The sequence below is a fragment of the Paenibacillus shenyangensis genome (assembly GCF_000346635.1).
GTDB classification, from domain to species: Bacteria; Bacillota; Bacilli; order Paenibacillales; family Paenibacillaceae; genus Saccharibacillus; species Saccharibacillus dauci.
This window is the reverse complement of record NZ_AOIG01000010.1, coordinates 190,621-212,867: the sequence shown is the minus strand read 5'-3', so window position 1 is coordinate 212,867 and position 22,247 is coordinate 190,621. Positions and strand designations below refer to the sequence as shown.

The 22,247-nt window shown below is 45.2% G+C and carries 17 protein-coding genes; 8 read left to right on the top strand and 9 right to left on the bottom strand.

Going from position 1 to position 22,247, the window contains the following annotated elements:
- Positions 1–12: 12 nt before the first annotated feature.
- The 5 genes from H065_RS0109865 to fur form a co-directional block, all read right to left on the bottom strand.
- Positions 13–363, bottom strand: coding sequence for a type II toxin-antitoxin system PemK/MazF family toxin (locus H065_RS0109865; protein ID WP_017812889.1), 351 nt, complete (start codon positions 361–363; stop codon positions 13–15).
- Between the two features lie 3 nt (positions 364–366).
- The gene (locus tag H065_RS0109860; protein WP_026136141.1) at positions 367–648 is read right to left on the bottom strand and encodes a CopG family ribbon-helix-helix protein; all 282 of its coding nucleotides are present in this window, start codon (positions 646–648) and stop codon (positions 367–369) included.
- Between the two features lie 226 nt (positions 649–874).
- Entirely contained in the window at positions 875–2,059 is a 1,185-nt protein-coding gene (gene alr / locus H065_RS0109855; protein ID WP_017812887.1) for an alanine racemase, read from the bottom strand.
- A gap of 76 nt (positions 2,060–2,135) precedes the next feature.
- A complete protein-coding gene (locus tag H065_RS28190; RefSeq protein ID WP_017812886.1) occupies positions 2,136–2,360 on the bottom strand; it encodes a hypothetical protein in 225 nt (74 codons plus the stop codon).
- Between the two features lie 256 nt (positions 2,361–2,616).
- Positions 2,617–3,108 (bottom strand): ferric iron uptake transcriptional regulator, encoded by a 492-nt coding sequence (gene fur, locus H065_RS0109845; protein ID WP_017812885.1) that lies wholly within the window; start codon positions 3,106–3,108, stop codon positions 2,617–2,619.
- A gap of 1,016 nt (positions 3,109–4,124) precedes the next feature.
- Between fur and arfA the strand changes: the two genes are divergently transcribed.
- The 5 genes from arfA to H065_RS0109820 all read left to right on the top strand — a co-directional run bounded on the left by arfA (position 4,125) and on the right by H065_RS0109820 (position 10,386).
- Positions 4,125–5,612: an arabinosylfuranosidase ArfA gene (arfA, locus tag H065_RS0109840; protein WP_036629740.1), complete on the top strand. Its 1,488-nt coding sequence runs from the start codon at positions 4,125–4,127 to the stop codon at positions 5,610–5,612.
- A 104-nt stretch (positions 5,613–5,716) separates the two neighbouring features.
- Complete coding sequence (locus H065_RS0109835) at positions 5,717–7,072, top strand: ABC transporter substrate-binding protein (RefSeq protein WP_017812883.1); 1,356 nt, start codon at positions 5,717–5,719, stop codon at positions 7,070–7,072.
- A gap of 161 nt (positions 7,073–7,233) precedes the next feature.
- Entirely contained in the window at positions 7,234–8,169 is a 936-nt protein-coding gene (locus H065_RS0109830) for a carbohydrate ABC transporter permease (protein WP_017812882.1), read from the top strand.
- Positions 8,170–8,197: 28 nt separating this feature from the next.
- Entirely contained in the window at positions 8,198–9,040 is an 843-nt protein-coding gene (locus H065_RS0109825; protein WP_017812881.1) for a carbohydrate ABC transporter permease, read from the top strand.
- Positions 9,037–10,386 (top strand): arabinan endo-1,5-alpha-L-arabinosidase, encoded by a 1,350-nt coding sequence (locus H065_RS0109820; RefSeq protein ID WP_017812880.1) that lies wholly within the window; start codon positions 9,037–9,039, stop codon positions 10,384–10,386. Before H065_RS0109825 ends, H065_RS0109820 begins: the two co-directional genes overlap by 4 nt.
- Positions 10,387–10,465: 79 nt before the next feature.
- Here the strand turns inward: H065_RS0109820 and H065_RS0109815 are convergent, their stop codons facing one another.
- The gene (locus tag H065_RS0109815) at positions 10,466–11,416 is read right to left on the bottom strand and encodes an ArsR/SmtB family transcription factor (protein WP_017812879.1); all 951 of its coding nucleotides are present in this window, start codon (positions 11,414–11,416) and stop codon (positions 10,466–10,468) included.
- A 171-nt stretch (positions 11,417–11,587) separates the two neighbouring features.
- On the opposite strand from H065_RS0109815, the gene H065_RS0109810 reads away from it, so the two are divergent.
- The 3 genes from H065_RS0109810 (at position 11,588) to H065_RS0109800 (ending at position 14,158) form a co-directional block, all read left to right on the top strand.
- Positions 11,588–13,075, top strand: coding sequence for an alpha-N-arabinofuranosidase (locus H065_RS0109810; protein WP_017812878.1), 1,488 nt, complete (start codon positions 11,588–11,590; stop codon positions 13,073–13,075).
- Positions 13,076–13,085: 10 nt separating this feature from the next.
- Positions 13,086–13,373 carry a hypothetical protein gene (locus H065_RS27690; protein ID WP_026136138.1) on the top strand — a complete coding sequence of 96 codons (288 nt, stop codon included), beginning with the start codon at positions 13,086–13,088 and terminating at the stop codon, positions 13,371–13,373.
- Positions 13,374–13,633: 260 nt separating this feature from the next.
- On the top strand, positions 13,634–14,158 hold the full coding sequence (locus H065_RS0109800) for a hypothetical protein (protein ID WP_017812876.1): 525 nt from the start codon (positions 13,634–13,636) through the stop codon (positions 14,156–14,158).
- A 282-nt stretch (positions 14,159–14,440) separates the two neighbouring features.
- On the opposite strand, the gene H065_RS0109795 is transcribed toward H065_RS0109800, so the two are convergent.
- The 3 genes from H065_RS0109795 to H065_RS0109785 all read right to left on the bottom strand — a co-directional run bounded on the left by H065_RS0109795 (position 14,441) and on the right by H065_RS0109785 (position 22,094).
- Complete coding sequence (locus H065_RS0109795) at positions 14,441–17,707, bottom strand: S8 family serine peptidase (RefSeq protein ID WP_017812875.1); 3,267 nt, start codon at positions 17,705–17,707, stop codon at positions 14,441–14,443.
- Positions 17,708–17,965: 258 nt separating this feature from the next.
- Positions 17,966–21,190, bottom strand: a complete 3,225-nt coding sequence (locus H065_RS0109790; RefSeq protein WP_017812874.1) for a S8 family serine peptidase — start codon at positions 21,188–21,190, stop codon at positions 17,966–17,968.
- A gap of 352 nt (positions 21,191–21,542) precedes the next feature.
- The gene (locus tag H065_RS0109785; RefSeq protein WP_017812873.1) at positions 21,543–22,094 is read right to left on the bottom strand and encodes a GbsR/MarR family transcriptional regulator; all 552 of its coding nucleotides are present in this window, start codon (positions 22,092–22,094) and stop codon (positions 21,543–21,545) included.
- Positions 22,095–22,247 lie beyond the last annotated feature (153 nt).

Sequence of the window (22,247 nt, the reverse complement as noted above, 5' to 3'; positions counted from 1 at the left end):
CTCACCACAAGCCTAGAAATCTACCAGGCCCAGGCTAATCTGGAGCGAGTCATGCACACGACGCATGGTCTCTTCATCCAGATGTGTGATTTTGTCAGTTAAACGCTGCTTGTCAATGGTACGAATCTGCTCTAATAAAATGACGGAATCCCTGTCAAACCCGTGGGACTTAGCGTCAATTTCCACGTGCGTCGGCAATTTGGCCTTCTGGATCTGTGCCGTAATTGCCGCCACAATGACCGTCGGACTGAAGCGATTACCAATGTCGTTCTGGATTACCAAAACCGGCCTTACGCCACCCTGTTCGGAACCGACGACGGGCGATAAATCTGCAAAAAATACATCGCCGCGCTTTACGATCAATGTCTACACCCCGCTAACTAAGCGGTCCAGAGTGATATCCGCCTCTTCCTCCGCATAAAAAGCTTCACAAGCGATTCTGAGATTAATCTTGGCCATTTCCATGTATCCACGTTGCATTGCCTCGCGGACATGCCGCTTTTTGCGCTCGGTAAGATACCCTTTCATGGCTTTTCTGATTAACTCGTTACGGTCGGAATTCTCCAAAGCTGCGATCCCATCCATCTCCTGCAAAAGCTGATCCGGTAAATGGACCATAATCCCTTGCACATTTTGCATGTTGTCCAACTGTCCAGCACCCCCAAAACCTTTTCCAGCCATACCCCTTAGCTGATTTTACGGCATTATTACATACGCGAATCCAAGTTTCTGGTCTGCGCCACACGCACATTGCGTGAGGCAACTTTGCTGCCATCATTATAAACCACAATATGGGCGCGCGTACAGACTTTTCATCACAATATGTAAGATTCGCCTCAAAATTCCGGTTTCCTTCTGCTTGAATAGTAATTTTTTACGTATTAAGTAAAGGATTCCAGCGGCTCAGGATATTACCATTTTGGTAATAGACACGTGGTACTCTGGATGCAAGCATGCAAATGATTTCATAATTGATGGTTCCCAGCGCCGAAGCAAGATCGTCAGCAGTAATCATTTGTTCCTGCTGGCGACCGATTAGGACAACCTCTTCGCCGATTTGGATTTCTTCTGCGTTCTCCGCAAAAGATTTGAGTGATACCATGCACTGATCCATACAGATTGTTCCAATCACGGGGACACGATGACCGCGAATCAGCACCTGTGCTTTTCCGCTTAACATACGCGAATATCCATCTGCATAACCTACCGGAAGAGTAGCTACTCTTTCATGATCACCCGTAAAATAATGGGTACCATAGCTAACTCCCGATCCGGCAGGCAGTGTCTTCAAATAGGATACAGCGGTTTTGACGGTCATAACCGGTGTCAGGTCTATCACCTGCTTGTTCACTTCAGTCGAAGGATACAGCCCATACAGTGCAATACCAACCCGAATCATCTGTGGCGACAACTCGGGAGTATCAATAGCAGCGGCACTGTTCCCCGTATGTATAATAGGGATAGTATAACCCAGTCTCCGCAGTTCCCGGTCCACCTGTTGGAACCTTTCATATTGCATCAGTGTATAACTTTTGTCGTGCTCATCCGCCTTGGCAAAATGGGTGAACATACCTTCTATTTCCAGAATGGGCACCTGAAATGCTTTTACGATAAATTCAGGAGCATTTTCCGGAAAAAGTCCGAGTCTTCCCATTCCACTATCAATTTTGATATGAGCTTTGAGTTTGCGTCCGGAAGGATCTATTGGCAATTGGGCAATGGCCTCAAGCACTTCTTCCGTAAATACATTTAAAGTAACGTCGAATTCATAAGCCGCTTCTACCGCTTCCGGACCGGTATAACCCAGTACAAGAATGGGCAGATGCACACCATGCTGACGCAGCTCAATCGCTTCATCCAAAAACGCAACACTCAGGTAATCCGCGCCAAGTCTCTCCAGTTCCCGAGATACTTCGACTGCTCCATGTCCATAAGCGTTCGCTTTTACACATAATAGCAGCTTTGTAGCATCCGGCAAATTGTGACGGAAAGCCTCATAATTGGCATGCAGCGCATCTAGGTTAATTTCAGCTCTTGTTGGTCGATATTGCTGTTGCAATTACAGTCACCTTCTATCCGTTTTTGCCCATATAGGCAATACACCTATGTTAATGCGGAAGCCGGATAACTGTCAATTATACCTGAGTGAAAAAGTGCGGATGATTTCCTGCTTTGATGCGATTTATAAGGTAAAAGAAAGTCTCCTCACGAAATAGAAATTCCAGTGCCCGGAAATTCGTTTTTCGGAGGCCAATCATGAATCCCGTCCCGCAGTCGGTTTTCTGCAGAACCTGCTGGATAAGTCTATACAAAAATGAACCTGAGTGCGCTTTGACTGCTGCATTCATCGGTTCATCCATGTTTTATTACTTACCCGCTTCTTTAAAAATAGAAGCGTGATTTTTGCAGAATTGAAATTTTATGAACACACCTCACCCGTATACAGAAAAAAACTGCAAGATGGTGCTGTAATTACTAATAATTGCGAATTCTCTTTTCCTCATATATCGGCAGGTTTCTACAAGTTCTGATACTTCAACAGACAGCAAAAGGCAATCAAAAACCGGAAAGATCGGGGAAAGATCTTTCCGGTAATGTAGATGATAGGATTGCCGGTCAGGATACGGCCTGACAGTTCTTGCCGCCTTTGTTTTTCTCCCGTTCCTTCATCTGACAGGAAGAACATACTCCCTGAAAATCCAAGCGATGATCGGTTACGGTAAATCCAAACTCGCGTTCTACCCGTTTTTCCAATGAAACGAGCCAGTCTTCCATAATTTCTTCCACATTGCCGCATTGCGTACAGATCAAGTGATGATGCAAATGGGGACTGTTGGCTGCCCGCAAATCAAATCGCGCTGCTCCATCTCCAAAATTAACCTTTTGTACGATCTGCAATTCATTCAATAGGTCAAGCACCCGATAAACAGTAGCCATACCGATCTCCGGGAATCTTTCCTTTACCAGCAAAAAGACTTCTTCTGCACTCAGATGATCTTTTTCATGTTCCAGCAGTACCCGGATTGTTGTCTCACGCTGTGGAGTCAGCTTATAGCCTTTAGACTTCAGACGCTCTTTGATTCTGTCCACCTGTTCCGTCAGCATCATAATGTCATTCACACCTTCCGGTTTATTTTACAATTTTCATTTTCGTCTTCGATACAATTATTCAGTTATTGGTCGAGTGTTATCGTTATCCAGTCATATACGTTTGAGAAATATGTGTTCGCGGACAACCACTGTTTGGTGTTTTTCCGCTTCTGTATTTATTATCATTCACAAGCATAATACGAAGCATTAACTTCATCTATATCTTCACGCACACTGCTTACACTAATTTACGATAAATTCATTATATCATATTTATACTTAGAATAATTATAATTCTATAATAACTAAAAGAATAATACCTTGTAAATAGAAGCAGCAAAAAATCTGGATTAATAAAGCTGAGTTCTTATCTGAGTATTTATATGTAATTATATATATTATGTTTACAAGCAGTTGAAGATTTTTATAATCGGATTTAATCTTATATCTTCTTTTTATAGTAGGAAGCATCGTAAAAGTTATTCTTGTCTCAGGAATACAGCTTTTTTTTGTATGCAATAGTACAAATATGAGGCTGTATTTATTTCCATATTTCAATAACCTGCTTTTGATAACGAAAATTTTGTAGCCAAATTCATGCTATGATCCACTCTTTATAACTTGTACGTTCCATAGTGCTTTTAAGGAATGAAGATGATAAGCTTGTACATACAATGCTATTCAAAATTTTATAAAGGTAAATAATAATATAGTTAATTTAAGTTCTATATTCTTTTAAAAGGAGATATATAGGAAAAATAATGAATACGGTTACATATTATCATGAAAAACCCTTACGCGCTTTTGTTTTCTCAATGTACATATAATAATAAGGAATTACTTTTCTATTTCATTAATGTTAATAAAAACATTAATTATTAATATTAATGTTGACCGATTAAGAAATGTATGCTACATTCGGATTGTAAATTTATTCAATAAAAGCCCAAAAAAAGCGCTATTACATCGAAGACATAAACATGCATGTCAGGAAAGGATGAAGCACGTTGTCACACTCTAATCTGAAAGCCAAAATGATCGTTGATAAGGCATTCCGGATTGCTGAAGTGGATAAAAGAATTTACGGTTCTTTTATAGAGCATCTGGGCAGAGCAGTATATGGCGGTATTTATGATCCTTCTCATTCGTCTGCTGATGAAAACGGTTTCCGCAGCGACGTCAAAGAATTGATCCAAGAGCTGCAGGTTCCTATTATCCGTTATCCAGGGGGCAATTTTGTATCCGGTTACAATTGGGAAGATGGTGTTGGCCCTGTAGAAGATCGGCCAAAACGTCTGGAATTGGCCTGGCGTACCGTCGAACCAAACTATGTCGGTACAAATGAATTCATGAAGTGGGCCAAGCAAGCCGGCTCTGAAGTCACGATGGCTGTAAATCTTGGTACGCGCGGTATTGATGCGGCTCGTAACCTGGTTGAATACTGTAACCATTCGGGCGGTTCCTATTATAGCGATCTGCGCAAGCAGCATGGTTATGCAGATCCATACGCTATCAAAACCTGGTGCCTGGGCAATGAAATGGATGGTCCTTGGCAAATTGGTCACAAGACTGCAGAAGAGTACGGCAAATTGGCACTGGAAACAGCCAAAGCCATGCGTCAAGTCGATTCTTCTATCGAACTTGTAGCTTGCGGAAGCTCCAATACAGCAATGCCTACATTCCCTCAGTGGGAAGCCACCACTCTCGATCATACTTATGAAGCAGTAGATTATATCTCGCTTCACCAATATTATGGCAACCAGGAGAATAATCCTGCCAACTACCTGGCAAGATCAATGGATATGGATCATTTTATCCATACAATTATCTCTACCTGTGATTTTGTCAAAGCCAAAAAACGCAGCAAAAAAACAATGCACTTAAGCTTTGATGAGTGGAATGTATGGTATCACTCCAATGAAGCAGACAGTAAAATGGATCCTTGGAGTATCGCTCCTCCACAATTGGAAGACGTATACAACTTTGAAGATGCCCTGCTGGTCGGCAGTATGCTGCTAACCTTCCTGCGCCGCGCAGACCGTGTAAAAATGGCTTGCCTCGCACAGCTGGTCAACGTTATCGCTCCAATCATGACCGAAGATGGTGGACGGGTATGGAAGCAGACGATCTTCTATCCTTATATGCATGCTTCTGTCTACGGACGCGGTGTTTCCTTGAAACCTGTAGTCGATTCACCGGTATATGATGCCACTGATTATACAGATGTTCCTTATCTGGACAGTGCAGTTGTATATGATGAAGAGAACGAACACCTGACGATCTTCGCGCTGAATCGCCACCTGACTGATTCACTGGATCTGAACTGTGATGTACGCTCCTTTGAAGGCTATCGTATCGAGGAACATATTGTTCTGGAGAATGATAATCTCAAGGCAGTAAATACAGCAGATAATGAACAGGTTGCTCCACATAATGGTGGTCAATCCCAGCTGGATGACGGTATTCTGACTGCCCGTCTGGCGAAGACGTCCTGGAATGTGATCCGACTCCGCAAAGCCTAAGCTGCTCATCCTTTCCTTTTATGAATACGTTACCATCCACTATATTGTGAATGGTAACGAGCTTTACCCATGTACAGGTTCGAATTTTATGAGGAGGTCATTCCATGTTTGGTAAAAAAAGCTGGTTAATCGTATTAGCTTCTGTAATGATGTTATCTCTTGTACTCGCAGGTTGCGGTGGTAAAGGATCCTCGGACCCGAATCAACTGACATTTATGTTCCGCGGCGGCCCGGATGAACTCAAAGCTTATACAGCAGTTGTAAAGCAATTTGAACAGGATAATCCAGGTATCAAAGTCAAAGCGATCCAGACGAATCCCGACCAATATGCTGCCAAGTTGCAAGCTGCAATTACCGGTAACAGTGTACCGGATGTATTTTTCTACAACCCTGCTGATCTGAAAGCTTACACTAACAACAACATCTTGCTCGATATCACTAAATACATCGAGAATAAACCGGATGTAGATCTGAAAAATATGTGGCCACAAGGTGTGGATATGTATCGTTATGACGGTACCGAAGTAGGCAAAGGTGCCCTGTATGGTCTGCCAAAAGATCTGGGTCCATTCGCACTCGGATACAACAAAACCATGTTCGAAAAAGCAGGCATCCCACTGCCGGACAAAGACAAACCTTACACTTGGGATGAGTTTATCAAAGTTAACCAGCAGCTCACCAAAGATACAGATGGTGATGGCAAACTGGATCAATTCGGTACCGGTCTGAATGCAGAATGGACATTGCAACCATTCGTATGGAGTAATGGTGCTGACTGGCTGGATAAAACACATACCAAAGTAACCATTGATGATCCTAAATTTATTGAAGCATTGCAGTTCTTTGTAGATATGCAGAACAAATACAAAATCACTCCTGCTATCGAACAAGCACAAACACTGGATACGTACCAACGCTGGATGAGAGGCGAACTGGCTTTCTTCCCTGTCGCTCCATGGGATCTGAGTACTTTCAAACGCGAACTGAAATTTGATTATGATGTTATTCCGTTCCCTGCCGGATCTACTGGCAAGCCTTCTTCATGGGTAGGCAGTCTGGGTATCGGTGTATCCAACAAAACAGCCAATCCGGAACTTGCAGCCAAACTGGTAACGTATCTGTCTGCTTCACCAAGCGGACAAAAATCTCTGGTTGAAGCCGGCGTACAAATTCCTAACCTTCAAGATATGGCGAAGAAATGGGCAGCTGATTCTTCCAACCCTCCTGCCAACAAAGAAGAGTATCTGCAAATCGTGAACGACTACGGCAGACCACTGCCAGGTCAATACACGTACAATGCTGAATGGTATGCACTGTTCTTTACAGACCTGCAACCTGTACTTGACGGCAAAATTGCAGTTGCTGATTTTGTAAAACAGGAACAACCAAAAATGCAGGCTATGCTCGATCAAGCTGTAGCTGCCGAGAACAAAGCTAAAGAAAGCAAAAAAAGCAAATAATATCCTCCATCCTACTGCAGAATGGAATCAGTAAGAACGTTATGTAATAACAGCGAAAATGATGTTAGTGTTCTCAGGCTCTTTCCGAGAGGCTAACATCATTTTCATTACTGTACTGTAGCAATGCTGCAATACCTATTTAGAAACATAGGGGTGAACTTATGAAAGCAACTTCTGATATTTACCAGGAAGGAAATGCGAGCATGGTTAAAAAGAGATCCAATCTGTATCGTAAAGAGAAAATTTATGGCTTCCTGTTCATTTTACCGCCAGTCATTGGCTTTTTGCTGTTTACGCTTTATCCGGCTCTTTATTCGGTATACGGCTCTTTTACCGACTGGAATGGACTTGGTCAGATGAACTTTATCGGTCTGGACAACTATAAGACATTGTTTACAGACAACTTCTTCTACACATCCATGTACAATACATTTTTCCTGATGATCGGTATTCCTATCGGGCTTCTGCTATCCCTGTTGCTCGCATTGGGACTTAACCGTAAAATTCCGGGCACAACTGCTTTCCGTGTTATCTATTATGTTCCGGTTATCTCTTCACTCGCTGCGATCTCTATCCTGTGGCAATGGGCATATAACGGTGACTACGGTCTCGTCAACCAGTTCCTCGGCCTGTTCGGTATCAAAGGTCCTAACTGGCTGGCTAATACAGCTACCGTTAAACCAGCAATCATCCTGATGACAATCTGGAAAGGCCTTGGTTTCTCCATGCTGCTGTACCTGGCTGCCCTGCAAAGTGTATCCCGTACGTACTATGAAGCGGCTGAACTGGATGGTGCCAGTGGTTTCAGCATGTTCCGTCACATTACCTGGCCGATGGTCAAACCGGTAACTTTCTTCCTGGTTGTTACCAACATCATTGGTGGTTCCCAGATCTTTACGGAAATCAACATCATGACACCTACAGGCGGACCGGAGTACTCTTCCGCTACAGTCGTATTCTACATCTGGCAAAAAGCATTTGAGAATCTGCAAATGGGTTATGCCTCCGCGATGGCCGTTATTCTGGGATTGTTCATTTTCATTGTTACTCTGATTCAGTTCAAGATGAATGAGCGTTCCTCATTCGATATGGATTGATCACGATAGAGAAGGAGTGAGTTAAGAGATGGTATACAGCAAGCAGCAAAAAATGACCAATGCGATTATTTTCATTATTTTATGTATAGGTGCGGTATTTATGATTCTGCCGCTGCTCTGGATGATCTCCACATCGTTCAAAAACCGTGAAGCGGTATTCGCCCTTCCACCAGAATGGATTCCAAAAGACTTCCAATTTGCCAAATATGTTGAGATCTGGACTGCCGGACCGCTCATGAGTGGTATTATCAACAGTCTGATCGTAGCCATCACAGTAACTGTGATCGGTACGCTGACTTCCAGTCTGGCCGCTTTTGCTTTTGCCAAAATGCGTTTTCCTATGAAAAACCAGATCTTCCTGCTGCTGCTGTCATCGATGATGATTCCCTATCCAGCAGTTATGATTTCCCAGTTCATTATGTTCTCGGGATGGGAATGGGTAGATACCCTGCTGCCGCTGATCGTACCGGGTCTATTCGGTAACGTAGTTATGATCTTCTTCCTGCGTCAGTATCTGTACAGTATTCCAAATGCGATTATTGAAGCAGCCAAAATCGATGGTACTTCCTACTTTGGTATCTATGCACGTATCATCGTACCGCTGATCAAACCGGCGATTGCTGCGCAGCTGATCCTGTGGTTTATGGGAATCTGGAATGATTACCTGCCTCCAATCCTGTATCTGAACTCTCCGGAAATTCAGACTCTGCAGCTCGTTATCGCAAACTTCAATGCCAGCTACGCTATTCAAAGTGATTATCCGCTGATTATGGCTGCATCTGTTGTATCCTTGCTGCCTATCTTGATCATCTTCCTGATCTTCCAGCGTCAAATCATTGAATCCGTAGCAATCTCCGGGGTGAAAGGATGAGTATTCTATTCCCTACCTCTCCTCCGGAAGACAAGCTCTACGATACAACCATTCTGGATGACGAATCCAAATGGACCATAAACAACGCCCATGATCCGGGTATCCTCAAAACGGATCAGGGTTACTACATCTATTCCACCGACGTCCGTATGGGCGGCGAGCTGACTCCAGGCATCATGGTACGCCGTTCCCAGGATTTGATTCACTGGGAATGGGTCGGCTACGCCCTTCCGGGCATTCCGGAAATTGCTACCGAATGGTCGCAGGCGATTAATCTATGGGCACCCGATGTCGTGAAAGTCGGCGACAAATACCGGATGTATTACTCGGCTTCGACATTTGGCAGTACACGTTCGATGATTGGACTGATGGAGAGCGATTCTCCGGAAGGTCCATGGACAGACTGCGGCTGTGTGGTTCGTACACAGGAAGGCGACGGTCCCAATGCAATTGATCCCCATGTAGTAAATGATACGGAAGGTCAACAGTGGATGGTCTATGGCTCCTTTTTTGGTGGTATTCATATTTTGCCACTGGATCAACAGACTGGTAAGCCTACCATCGAAGGATTTGGCACACTTCTGGCGATCCGTGACAAAGCAACTGTTGATGGTGCCATAGAAGGTCCTTATATTGTGTACCATCCCGAATTTAAAAAGTATTATTTATTTGTCTCTTATGATTCGCTGTTCAAGGATTACAATGTACGGGTAGCTCGTGCTGATCATATTACCGGCCCTTATACCGATATCCATGGTCATGTACTGACCGATATCGATTATCGTCCGCAGCATGAGATCGGCAATAAAATTGTGGGTGGTTATCGCTTCGGAGAAGGTGAAGGCTGGATCGCTCCAGGGCATAATTCTGTTTTGAATGATGATGGTACTTTCTACATCGTTCATCATGCACGTGGTGAGCAGGACAAGCATTGGTCCTACCTCCATATCCGCAAGATTCTTTGGACGGCAGACGGATGGCCGGTCGTTTCACCGGAGCGTTATGCCGGTGAGCAGGAACAAGATCTGGAACCCAAGCAATTGACAGGACAATGGGAGACCATCCTGCTGGATCCAAGCGAGAACGATCAGATTGCTTCGGAACCTCTGGAACTTCATGAGGATGGCAGTCTGCATCATAAGGGTCAGACAGGTCACTGGCAGATGCAGGATGCACGTACATTGATTCTGGAGTGGTCAACTACTACCGGTGAGCTGCAGCGCAGTGAAGTGAAGCTGCTGCCTTCCTGGGATTGGGAGAGACACTGTTCCACGATCATCTTTACCGGCATGACCGCACAAGGCTGGTCTATCTGGGGAAAACAAATTGCATCGACAACCATATAATGATAGCATGAACATAAAAAAGGGAAGAAACATTTGTTTCTCCCCTTTTTTTATGGCCTGTTATCTAAAGCGTTTACAATCAGACCTGCTTCTCCAGTTCGCTGGATGCAGAGCCGGAATGGACCAATTTGTCATAATACAGACGGAATACGATATCCTGGTTGTAGTTACCGAACCCACGACCAAACAAAGTCAGTCCGCCCACATGTTCGGACGAAGGCTCTACAGCGATACGCAGTGTCCACTGTCGGTCACGTACATTTACATGATCTAGCGTAATATCCGATATTTGGATACCATCCATATACGTACCGTCTCGTGATACCTGCAGATGCTTCAGCAGTCCATACTGATTGACGATATCAGGCCACCACTGCGGGTTATACTTACCGCGCTTGTCACCAAAGTCTCCCGGACTGGTCCATGTACCCAGTTTGACATCATTCAGATAGAAGGTGATATCCGAAGGAAAACGGTTGTCTGTAAGCGGCGCCTCAGAAGCAATTTCTAGCGAGACGAGCAGCTCCAGCGGATTTTCGGTAGATAACAGAAAGTTCGGAATTTTGTACTCGATAAATCCCTCGCTGAACCAAAGTATTTTGGCCTGAAAGCGTTCGGCATCAAAGAAGTACCGAGTATCATCCACTTGGCCGATAAACTTCTCCGGCGAAGCCAGTCCACAGGTTGGTTCGACCTGAAGGTCGGTATAGTGTCCGATCGAGATTTCGCTTTCGTGATACTGGCGAAGATGCTCGATTTTGTTCGGGAAAATGATATTCGCTTCTTCAACCTGAAGAGAACACACTTTCTGTACACCGCCTTTGCCGGGCTGCATATTGGTAGAGATGATAGCTGCTTTTTCGAGTTTCTTGACGTGCATGGAGACGATGGCGCTGGTTAGACCAACAGCCTCCGCCAGCTCGCGAATATTCATCGGTCGTTCAGCGAGCAATTGAATGATCTTGTGCCGTACACTGCTGGCCAGGGCTTCGTATACCGGCAGCGATTTATCCGAAATATCCAGATTCATATTCAGGCTCCTCCATTAGCGAGTGTGTACCATTAATATATACCTTTCCACTATATCCTTATGTTAACAAAAATACAAACGTTATCACTAGTTATTCTCAAATTTTATATTACCTGTTAATATAAAGGTGCATTTCAAGGCAATTTAACCATATTAAGGAGGAATTTATTTATGATTAATATGAATATGAATGCAAAAGAAAGCAAAGGTACGATCAGCCGCTATCTGCATGGACAGTTTGCCGAGCATCTAGGCAGATGTATTTATGAAGGCATGTGGGTTGGTGAAGATTCCCCTATTCCCAATACGGAAGGTATTCGCAATGATGTTTTGAAAGCGCTTCGAAAATTACATATTCCGGTTCTTCGCTGGCCGGGAGGTTGCTTTGCTGATGAATACCACTGGAAAGACGGTATAGGCCCGCGTGAACAGCGTGCACGCATGGTCAATAACCACTGGGGCGGCGTTGAAGAAAATAATCACTTTGGCACTCATGAGTTCCTTCGTCTGTGTGAGCTGCTCGATACCGAGCCTTATATCAGCGGGAATGTAGGTAGCGGTACCGTTCACGAGATGCAGCAATGGGTCGAATATATGACGCTGGACGGAACGTCGCCTATGGCTGATCTGCGTCGCCAGAATGGACAGGAGCAGCCATGGAAAGTGACTTATTTTGGAGTAGGTAATGAAAACTGGGGTTGCGGCGGTAACATGCGCCCGGAATATTACGCCGATCTGTACCGGCATTATGCTACCTATGTGCGTAATTATGGTGATAATACGATTTACAAAATCGCCTGTGGTCCAAATGTCGATGATTATCACTGGACTGAAGTATTAATGCGTGAAGCTGCACATATGATGGATGGACTCAGCCTTCACTACTACACACTCCCTTCCGGTGAATTTTTCCCTGTCAAAGGATCGGCCACTGACTTTAGCGTAGAAGAGTGGTTCCAGACACTCCGATTGACACTGCATATGGAAGAACTGATCGTGAAGCACTCACGCATCATGGATAAATATGATCCGGATAAAAAGGTCGGCTTGATCATCGATGAATGGGGTATGTGGACCGACGTCGAGCCGGGTACCAACCCAGGGTTCCTGTTCCAGCAAAATACGATGCGTGATGCACTTGTGGCTGGTGTAAATCTGAACTTGTTCTACAAATTCTCGGATCGGATCAAAATGGCCAATATCGCCCAGATGGTCAATGTGCTGCAAGCGATGGTTCTGACAGAAGGAGATCGAATGATCCTCACTCCTACGTACCACGTCTTTGATATGTACCAGGTGCATCAGGACAGTGAACGCCTGGATCTGCAGTATGAAAGCCCTGAATACAAACTGGGAGCCCAGTCGATCGCCAAAATCAGTGCAGCTGCTTCCCGTGATCAAAGCGGCAAAATCCATCTGACCATCTGCAATCTGAGTCATGCTGACGGAGAGTCCTTCTCTTGCAAAATCGAAGGTGCAGATCAAGACACGTACCATGTAACCGGTCAACTCCTGGCAGCCGATGCATTGAATGCACATAATACATTTGAACAGCCGGAAAATGTGACTCCTACTGCCTTTGAGGTATCCCTTTCTGAGGACGGTACCCTGAGCTTCCAGCTTCCTCCTGCTTCGGTAGCCGCTATCACGCTAGCCTGAGGACTTAATTATGAAGTATACGCGTACAGGGTCAGAACAGGGCTGTAAAGGCTGTAATCGCAGTCCTCAGCTCTCGGAGGAGAAGATAGAACGACTCGTGAAGAAAGCACTACAAGGGAAAACAGTAGATGAACTTACAAATGTGGGGATTCAGCAGCAGCGATTTGCCCAGTGCATGTCCTGCTCTTCCCTGCAGTACGGAACCACCTGCAAACACTGCGGCTGTCTGGTGCATATACGTACTCGCCTGGCTGCCTCCAGCTGTCCTTCACCCTATGGATCGCAGTGGCAATCCTAGCAGCGAGATCCAGTCCAGAGCGGCAGCTAGGAGCTGTAGAGAACCTTTTCCTTTTGCTTCATTAATAATCTTTGCCTTTTCCGTTATGGTACGAATCCTGATTCACGCACAGGATCAATAAACCTATGCTATTTGTTAGCAGTTAGTGTATAATCCATACTGGTTATTTTATAAAAAAGCCAAGCTGTCTTCTCTTGTTGTAGTGTCGCAATATACAACCGGAAGACAGCTGATGGATTATAAATGTTATGGAGGTTCCTATGTCACCACACCATCTGGAAAAACTGTTTAGTGAAGGAATAATAAACGAAGATACTCTAGTAGACATACTGCATCAATGCTCTGTCGTCCCTCTGCTGTACGATGAAGGCAGCCAGATTACGGTGGACGATTTTTACAGCCGTCTGGAAAACCCACTCGAAGGGGAAGCTGCTGAAGCTGCCAAAGCGCTGTATACGGTCGCTGTGCTCGCGTTCCAGCGCTTTGCTGAACCGGAAAACTATGAACGGCTTCAGGATGCTATCAGCCTACAGGAAGACCTGTGCATGACTGGCGTCCTGTCTGTGTCCGACTGGATCGAGTGGCTCAGTCGTATGGCTGCAGGAGAGATCAATCTTCCGACTGCTGATTTCCATAGTCTGTTCGAAGATCTGCCGGAAGGTTATATGTTGCAGGATTTCCATGACGATCTAACGTATATTTTGGAACAGCCGGACCATTCCAAATATGATGAAGCGGTGAAACAGCAGCAATTGCTGTACCATCAGCTTGGCGTAACCGATTAATCAATCGGATATTCAATAGGCGCCAGGAATTGCAATTCGGATGAGTTGCATCATTTAACTGTCTCCAACCAAAAAGCACACCTGCTCCAGCGCAGTCTCCATTCTCTGATACAAGAAATGGAAACTGTCCTATAGAGCAAGTGTGCTTTTTATTGTGCATGTTTTTATATTGTCTTTATCAATGAATCTGTACTCTTGCGCAGCATGCGATCTCCATTATTACTGCACGTGTATGACCATGTCTATTCATTTTGGATAGACACTGGTTCGAGAATATTCGGGTTACTTTGTTTTCGTTTTGCTTCCTTCCACTTTTACCAGTGCATTGACCGTCTGGGATACGCTTGGGTCTACTGCCGAACTGATCTGGATCTGCAGACGTACAATACTGTAGCTGCCTGCCGGATACTTGATCAATACACCTGCATCATTAACATATTTATCGCCACTGCTGGAGATGATTTTATATACCAGACGTTCGTCCTGCGGCAGTATCAGCACCGGTTGACCGATGGTATGGTTACCGGTCTGGATTTTGTTAAATGGACGTACGGCCTCAGCGACACGATCCGTCTCTGTACCATCGATTCGGTAGGACAGATTGGCACGCTTGGTGGAGCTGCGTTTGACGTTACCTGTTTCATCAATATTATAAGCTGCGATTTCCAGCTGGTAGACCCCTTTGGGCAGCGCCTGAAAAGCGGTCTGTCCCGAAGCCGTCAGTACCATTGCAATATTATCGATATGATTAAATGTATAATATCCCGGCGGATGGATCGGATACGCTCCATTAACCGGTTCTCTTACCTGCTGGACCAGTGTACCTGCATACTTGCCATCCAGACCATACGCATTCAGTTCCAGCACATTGGCATCTGTAGAAGTCAGACGGAAGCCGATATCTGCTGACTTCTCTTGGCCGTTCATACGGATCACTGTATTGCTGATCGAGATATCCTGGATACCCTGTCCGATATCCGGAGCATTCTGACCAACATGAATAACAAATGGTAAATGCAGAGATGGATAGCCTGCAGCAGTCAGTACCACTTCTCCTTCATATACACCCTCCACTGCCGCTGCAGATGGCTGTAGCGCCAATGTGAATTCAGAAGCAGCATGAGCGCCCGCAGTAATCGTATTCCCTGCTCCCAGTCCCTGCAGACGGGCTTGAATCTGGCTGGTGTCCGGTGTGGCTATTGGTCGTGCAGGATCGGACGTTACGCTATTATGCATATTCACACTCGCCTGATACGTAACTGCTGCACCAGAGGTGTTTTTTAATTGAAGCTTTTTCAGCTGTTCGCTGCTGCCTGCCGGTACAGTACCGAATCCAGCAGACGGATTGTAATTGGTAATCGTCTGACGTTTCCAGTTCTTGTCCAGGATGGTAACTGGCTCTACTGTCTGCAGGACAGCCGGTGTATAGACAGCTGCACTTACATTGGCGCGTCCTGCTCCCTGGGAATAGACATCATAGACTTTGCCGGACTCATCGGTGAGACGATCCGAAGTATTGGCCAAGGCTGCCCGAATATCAAAAGGCGTCCAATCCGGATGCTCCTGCTTCAGCAAAGCCGCCATTCCTGCAACCATCGGTGCCGCCATGCTTGTACCGCTCTCACGCTTGTAAGCCTGGCTGTAGGAGGCGTCCTGAACATACTTGCCATATGCTGGCACGGTAGAACGAATATTCACACCAGGTGCAGCCATATCTGGTTTGATTCCCAATAGTCCGTCCTGGTTCGGACCACGCGAACTGAAGCTTGCCATCCGGTCGCCGTCTACTTCGGTTTTGGGATAATTGGCGTCAAAACGGAACTGAATCGGCTGCTCGGGATGTACCAGTGCGGTGCGTGCCAGTGCACGTCCTTCCACCCCACTCATATCAAAAGCAGGGATATATTCAAATCCTTCTCCAATATAAGCAGTCGATCCCAGATAACCGTCACGTCCGCTGATATTCGCTGATAAATCGGCTTCATCGGGGTGAGCCGCCTGTGCATTACCGTTGAAAATAATTACCGCACGTGCGCCATGCTTGGCAGCAATTTTGATCTTGTCATCAAATTGCAGATTGCCACGGGATACGAGAACGATTTTGCCTGTAACATCTTTATTCTGGTAATCCGCTTCCGCTCCTAATCCTGCGTAGATTCCCTCTACCTTGCCAGTACCGATCATCTCTGCAAAATTCTCGCGGTTCAGCTGCCATGCCATCACATTAAGCGGATAGCTCTGTCCTGTCGATGTGTTGGCGTACACATTATTCTGCACTGTCGTACCTTTATCTGTATTCGATGTACGTGAAGGCTGGTCTCCATAGACCGAAGCTGTTACAGTTGCCTGGTATAAATGGTACGGTATCGAAGAAGCACCCACCGAGATAGCCAGCTGCGAAGTAGCCGGAGAATTCACCGAATAGTAGTAAGGACCGGAGTCGGCATCATTACCATTAGCCACCACGACTGTTGCGCCACTGAGTACGGCGTTGTTGACCGCAGTAGAAATAGGTGAATTCACATCTTTGTTGGTACTGATTCCTAGAGAGAGATTAATAATGTCCATGCCATCTTTGACTGCATGTTCAATTCCATCGATCAGTGTAGCCGAATTAACGCTTTCCTTGTTGGTAGCCGGGTTGCGTGAAGCGACGCGGTATGCATACAAATCTACATCATAGGCTACTCCTTTTTGTACGACTTCACTGGTCTTGTTCTCGGCGCGACCTGCAATTATGCCGGCTGCATGGGTGCCGTGCAGACTCCCCGGGTATCCCAGCTTGTATGTATCCTGATCAATACTGATTGGCGGAGTTTCATAAGGATCACGATCCTTGTCTACAGAATCATAGCCACCTTTATAGACTTTTTTCAGATCGGGATGCAGATAGTCGAGTCCTGTATCGATAACACCGACTTTTACCCCTTTCCCCGTCAATCCCTTGGCCCATGCTGTCTGTGCACCGATCAGTGACAGAGCGGATGGATCATAGGTTGCCTGACCGACAGACTGCGGTCTTTCTTCGACCGGAATATGATATACCGCATTGTTATCATAAATGGACTTGATTCCCGGTAGCTGGGCCAGTACCGGAATCTGATTGGCAGGAATAGAAATCTCCAATCCATTCAACACCGTATTATAGCGATAGTTGACTTTTAATTGTATGCCTTTGGCAAGTGCCTGATTAATAATCGAAGTCTGCTGGGAGTTAACCTTAGTCTCTGTAGACTCTGCTGCTACCGATTCCAGCCCGATCGTTGACGCATATTCCCCAACCGCAGCCGGTTGTGTAGTCAGTTGGACGATTACATTGGTTCGCTGACTGGAATTGGTATTGATGTCAGGAGAGATCACGTTCGTCTCGCCCGTAGTCAGACTGAGTAGCTTATCCGGCAGGCTTTGCTGATCGAGCACGTATGGAGAAGACAACGTCCCCGATGCAGCATAAGCTGCTGCTGGAGAGACTGCTATTCCAGCGGTAATCAGTACAGCCAGTGAACCATAAGACAACTTGCGCAGAACATGTAACTTTTTCAAATACATTCCCTCGTTTCCTTATTATGCTTGCTCATTTCCCGCAGCCATATCGTATCATTACAGGTGACTCATGAATAGCTATTTTCTCCATAAATTGTATTCACTGGAGACCGGCTTGTCATCGACCTATAGATAGAAATATAAAAAAAAGACATTCTTCCGGCATCCATGTGTACACCCGTAAGTGTGTTCATGTCTGTTAGAAGAATGTCCGAACATCCTATTACTTTTTATCCACAACTACTAACTTGCGTTAGCCGTGATTTAAGGTTTAGTGATTTTCACCAGTGCATTTACAATCTGATATGCATTTGGATCTACTGCAGAACTAACTTTGACCTGCAGTCTGGCAATCCGATAATCAGTGTACGGATATTTGACGAGCACACCGTTGTTGTTAACATACTTCTCATCACTACTGGACAGCACTTCATACTTCACGCGGCTGTCTGAAGTGAGAGGCAGTACATATTCACCAAGGTTATTCTTGCCATCCAGGATATAATTAAACTGTTTGGCTGCTGTAGCTACGCGGTCCTTCTCCGTACCTGCAATGCGGTAAGAACTATAGGCATGTTTGATAGAATTCTGGTCAATGTTACCGGATGGAGAATGGTAATACGCATTAATCTCCAGTTTGTAGACTCCTTTGCCCAGAACTTTGCGTCCATAGCTGCCACCTGTACCATAAGCCATATAAATATTATCGACATTATTGAACTGATAGTATCCTGGAGCGAATACTTCGGTACTTCCCTGTTCGTAAGGCTTCTGTACCTGTACCAGAGTGCCTACATATTCATCTTCAATATCGTAGACATTCAGCTCAAGAACATTCGCATTGGTAGAGGTCAGACGGAAGCCTACATTAGTAGAATCTTCTTTGCCGTTCAAGCGGATAACCGTATTGCTGAGATTTACTTCCTGTACACCCAGACCTGCATCGGGAACACTGTTACCCACATGGAGAACGAATGGCAGATGCAGAGACGGATATCCATTTGCAGTCAATACAACGTCACCTTCATATACGCCTGTTGCAGCTGCAGCTGATGGTTTGACAGCCAGCTTAAAGGCGGAAGCCGAGTTGGCACCAACTGTAATCGAGTTACCTCCATTTAGCCCCTGCAGGCTGGCTTCGATGTTACTTACGTCCGGTGTCGCAATCGGCTCACTCGGATCAGAAGTTACATTCGGGTGCATTTTTACACTTGCCTGATACGTGATCGCCGATCCGGAAGTATTCTTCACCTGAAGTTCTTTGATCTGGGCTTCACTTCCGGCAGCTACCGTACCAAAAGCAGCAGAAGAATTGTAATTGGTAATGGTTTTGCGCATCCAGTTCTTATCCAGAATCGTGATATCCTCTACAGTCTGCAGAACAGCTGGTGTATACACAGCCGTTCCAACATTTGCACGGCCAGCACCTTGTGAATAGACATCATACTGTGTATTGGACAGATCATAGAGTGTGTCCGAAGTATTCGCCAGTGCTGCACGAATATCGAATGGAGTCCAGTTCGGATGCTCCTGCTTGAGCAGTACAGCCATACCGGCTACGTGCGGCGAAGCCATACTTGTACCATTTTGGCGCTCATAGGCTCTGCTGTACGATGCATCCTTGATGTACTTGCCATAGGCAGGTACGGAAGAACGGATATTCACACCTGGTGCAGATACATCAGGCTTGATACCGAGCAGACCATCCTGGTTCGGTCCACGGGAGCTAAAGGAAGCCATTGTATCACCGCGTACTTCATCTTTTGGATACTCGTTACCAAATGTAAATTCAAGCTCATCTTCGGAAGCAAGTGCTTCTCTTGCCAGTGCACGACCTTCTTTACCCGCCATATCAAAGGTTGGTACATAATCGAATCCTTCACCGATAAATCCGGTTGCCCCTACATGACTGTCACGACCCGAAATGCTTTCGGACAGATCCGCTTCATTCGGATTGCTTGCTTTGGAGTTACCGTTGAAGATAATAGCTGCTTTGGCGCCATGTTCTTTGGCGTTTTTCATTTTATCGACAAATGGCAGATTACCACGGGAAATCAGCACTACTTTGCCTTTCACATCTTTGCCTGCATAATCAGCTTCGGCACCCAGTCCCACATACACGCCTTCATGGGTATCCGTACCAAGAATCTCGGCAAAGTTGCTGCTGGATACATACCAGCTCATTACGTTAAGTCCATAAGACTTCGCAGATGGATCACCGTATACATCTTCGCTAACTGCTGCACCTTTGTTGCCATATACCGATGCGGATACCGTAGCTGTATACGTAGCAAAAGGAATAGAAGATGCTCCTACGGAAATCGCCAGCTGGGAACTTGCCGGTGAACCCATAGAGTAGTAATAATAACCGGAATCTGCCGCATTACCATTCGCTACTACAGCAGTTACGCCTGCCAGTACTGCATTGTTGATCGCTACAGAATCCGGAGAATTTACATCTTTCTCGGAATCGGAGCCCAGGGACAGGTTGATAACATCCATTCCGTCTTTGACTGCATGCTCGATACCGTCAATAACCTGTGCCGATGAACCGGAAGCACGGTTGGTCTCTGGGTTACGGGACAGTACACGATAAGCATACAGGTTGGCATCATAAGCGATACCTTTTTGTACGATATCACTTGTTTTGTTCTCGGCGCGACCTACAATCGTACCGGATACGTGCGTACCATGGGAAGTTCCTTCAAACCCTGTGCCGTATGGATCTTCATCCACGGATAATGGTCTGTCTTCATAAGGATCGAAATCTTTGTCTACGGAATCATATCCGCCTTTATAGGCGTTTTTGAGATCGGGATGTTCATAATCGACACCGGTGTCAATAACACCGACTTTGACACCTTTACCAGTCAGACCTTTGTTCCAGGCCTGCTGGGCACCAATCAGAGTAAGCGGTGCCGGGTCATATGTAGCTTGCGTTGCTTTTGCTGTCAGGGTTGGCGGTTCCTGAACAGGAATGGTGTAATAAGTACTGTTTTCAAAAATGGATTTGACGCCAGGCAGTTCGGCAAGTTTGGGAATCTGATTAGCCGGAATGGATACTTCCATGCCGTTCAGTACCGTGTTGTAGCGATAGTTGACATGCAGATTGATTCCTTTGTCCAGCGCCTGCTTCACAATAGAGTTCTGCTGTGAATTGATAGCGCTCTCGGTGGATTCGGCAGCCATGGAACGAATGCCCATCTGAGCTGCATATTCTCCTACAGCTACCGGCTGGTTGGTCAGCTGAACGATAACACGGATCGTCTGTTTGGAACCTGTATTGATTTTGGGTGAAATGACATTGGTTTCCCCGGAAGTCAGGCTGATTAATTTATCGGGCAGTTGTTTCTGATCCAGCAGATAAGGCGATGTCACTGTACCCTGTTCTGCGGCATAGGCTGCGCCCGGAGACCATACTGTCCCTGCTGCGAGCAGAGCAGCCATGGATACTACAGATAACTTGCGAACAACATGTAGTTTAGTCAAATTTCGTCCCTCATTTCATCAATTTGGTTATTCAGTTGTCAAAAATCCCGATTATAACCCTAATTCCACCATTAATAACTATGTAAGCTTTATTGACCCCCTTTTCTATTTTATAGGAATATTTTATTACATAGCATTATATTACCACCTGAATTAACCACTGGCTAGATATTTTATCCATGTATAGATAAATTTTGCGTTACTTATAATTGAGTAACCTTTTTTTATCAAACTGCGCATCAGATAAGGACATTTTTTATAAATAAGCACAAAAAAAGCATTTCTGCTCACTTTTAAGGAACTGAAATGCTTGTATAAATATACTATTTATTAGGTTTTATATTGTTGTTAGCTATTCTTCCCTCGGGACCAGATCAAAAATGGTTCCATCTTCCATCGTATCAATCAAACGATCGAGCCATAGATAATACCGGATAGCTTCCTGCATTTTTTCTTTGTCTTTCAGCAATATATTGCGGGCTGGTGTATCTTCCATATCTACAATCAGACGATCAATTTCTTTGACCGACTTGCGAAATACAAGAATATTACTCTCTACTGCTTTCCGCCATTTAATAGCAAAAAAGTCTGTAAATGTCTGATACCAGTCATATTCTACTTCATATAAATCTTTGCGTGATCCTTTTTCCCACACTTTGTTGACCATGCGCAGATCCAGCAAGTTGCGTACTCCCGTACTCATACTGGTCTTGCTCATTGCCATTTCGCGTCCCATCTCATCCAGTGTCATCGGCCGGTCTGCGAAAAAAAGCAAGCCATACAGATGGCCTGTAGACAGGGAAACGCCATAAAGATCCATATTACGTCCGATTACTTCAATAACACGCTTCCTGACTTTCTCCACTGTCTCCTGCTGTAACTCATCCAATTGGTCCAAGCCCATGCTTGCACACTCCCATTCTATCTATACAGTTTGTACTATACGATCTGTAATAATTGACTTTCACCATTTTAAAAAAATTATTATAAAAAGTAAAGCAGAGCATTTGCGAGTATTATCCAGTATATCGCAGTATTCCATCTATAAATATCGTAC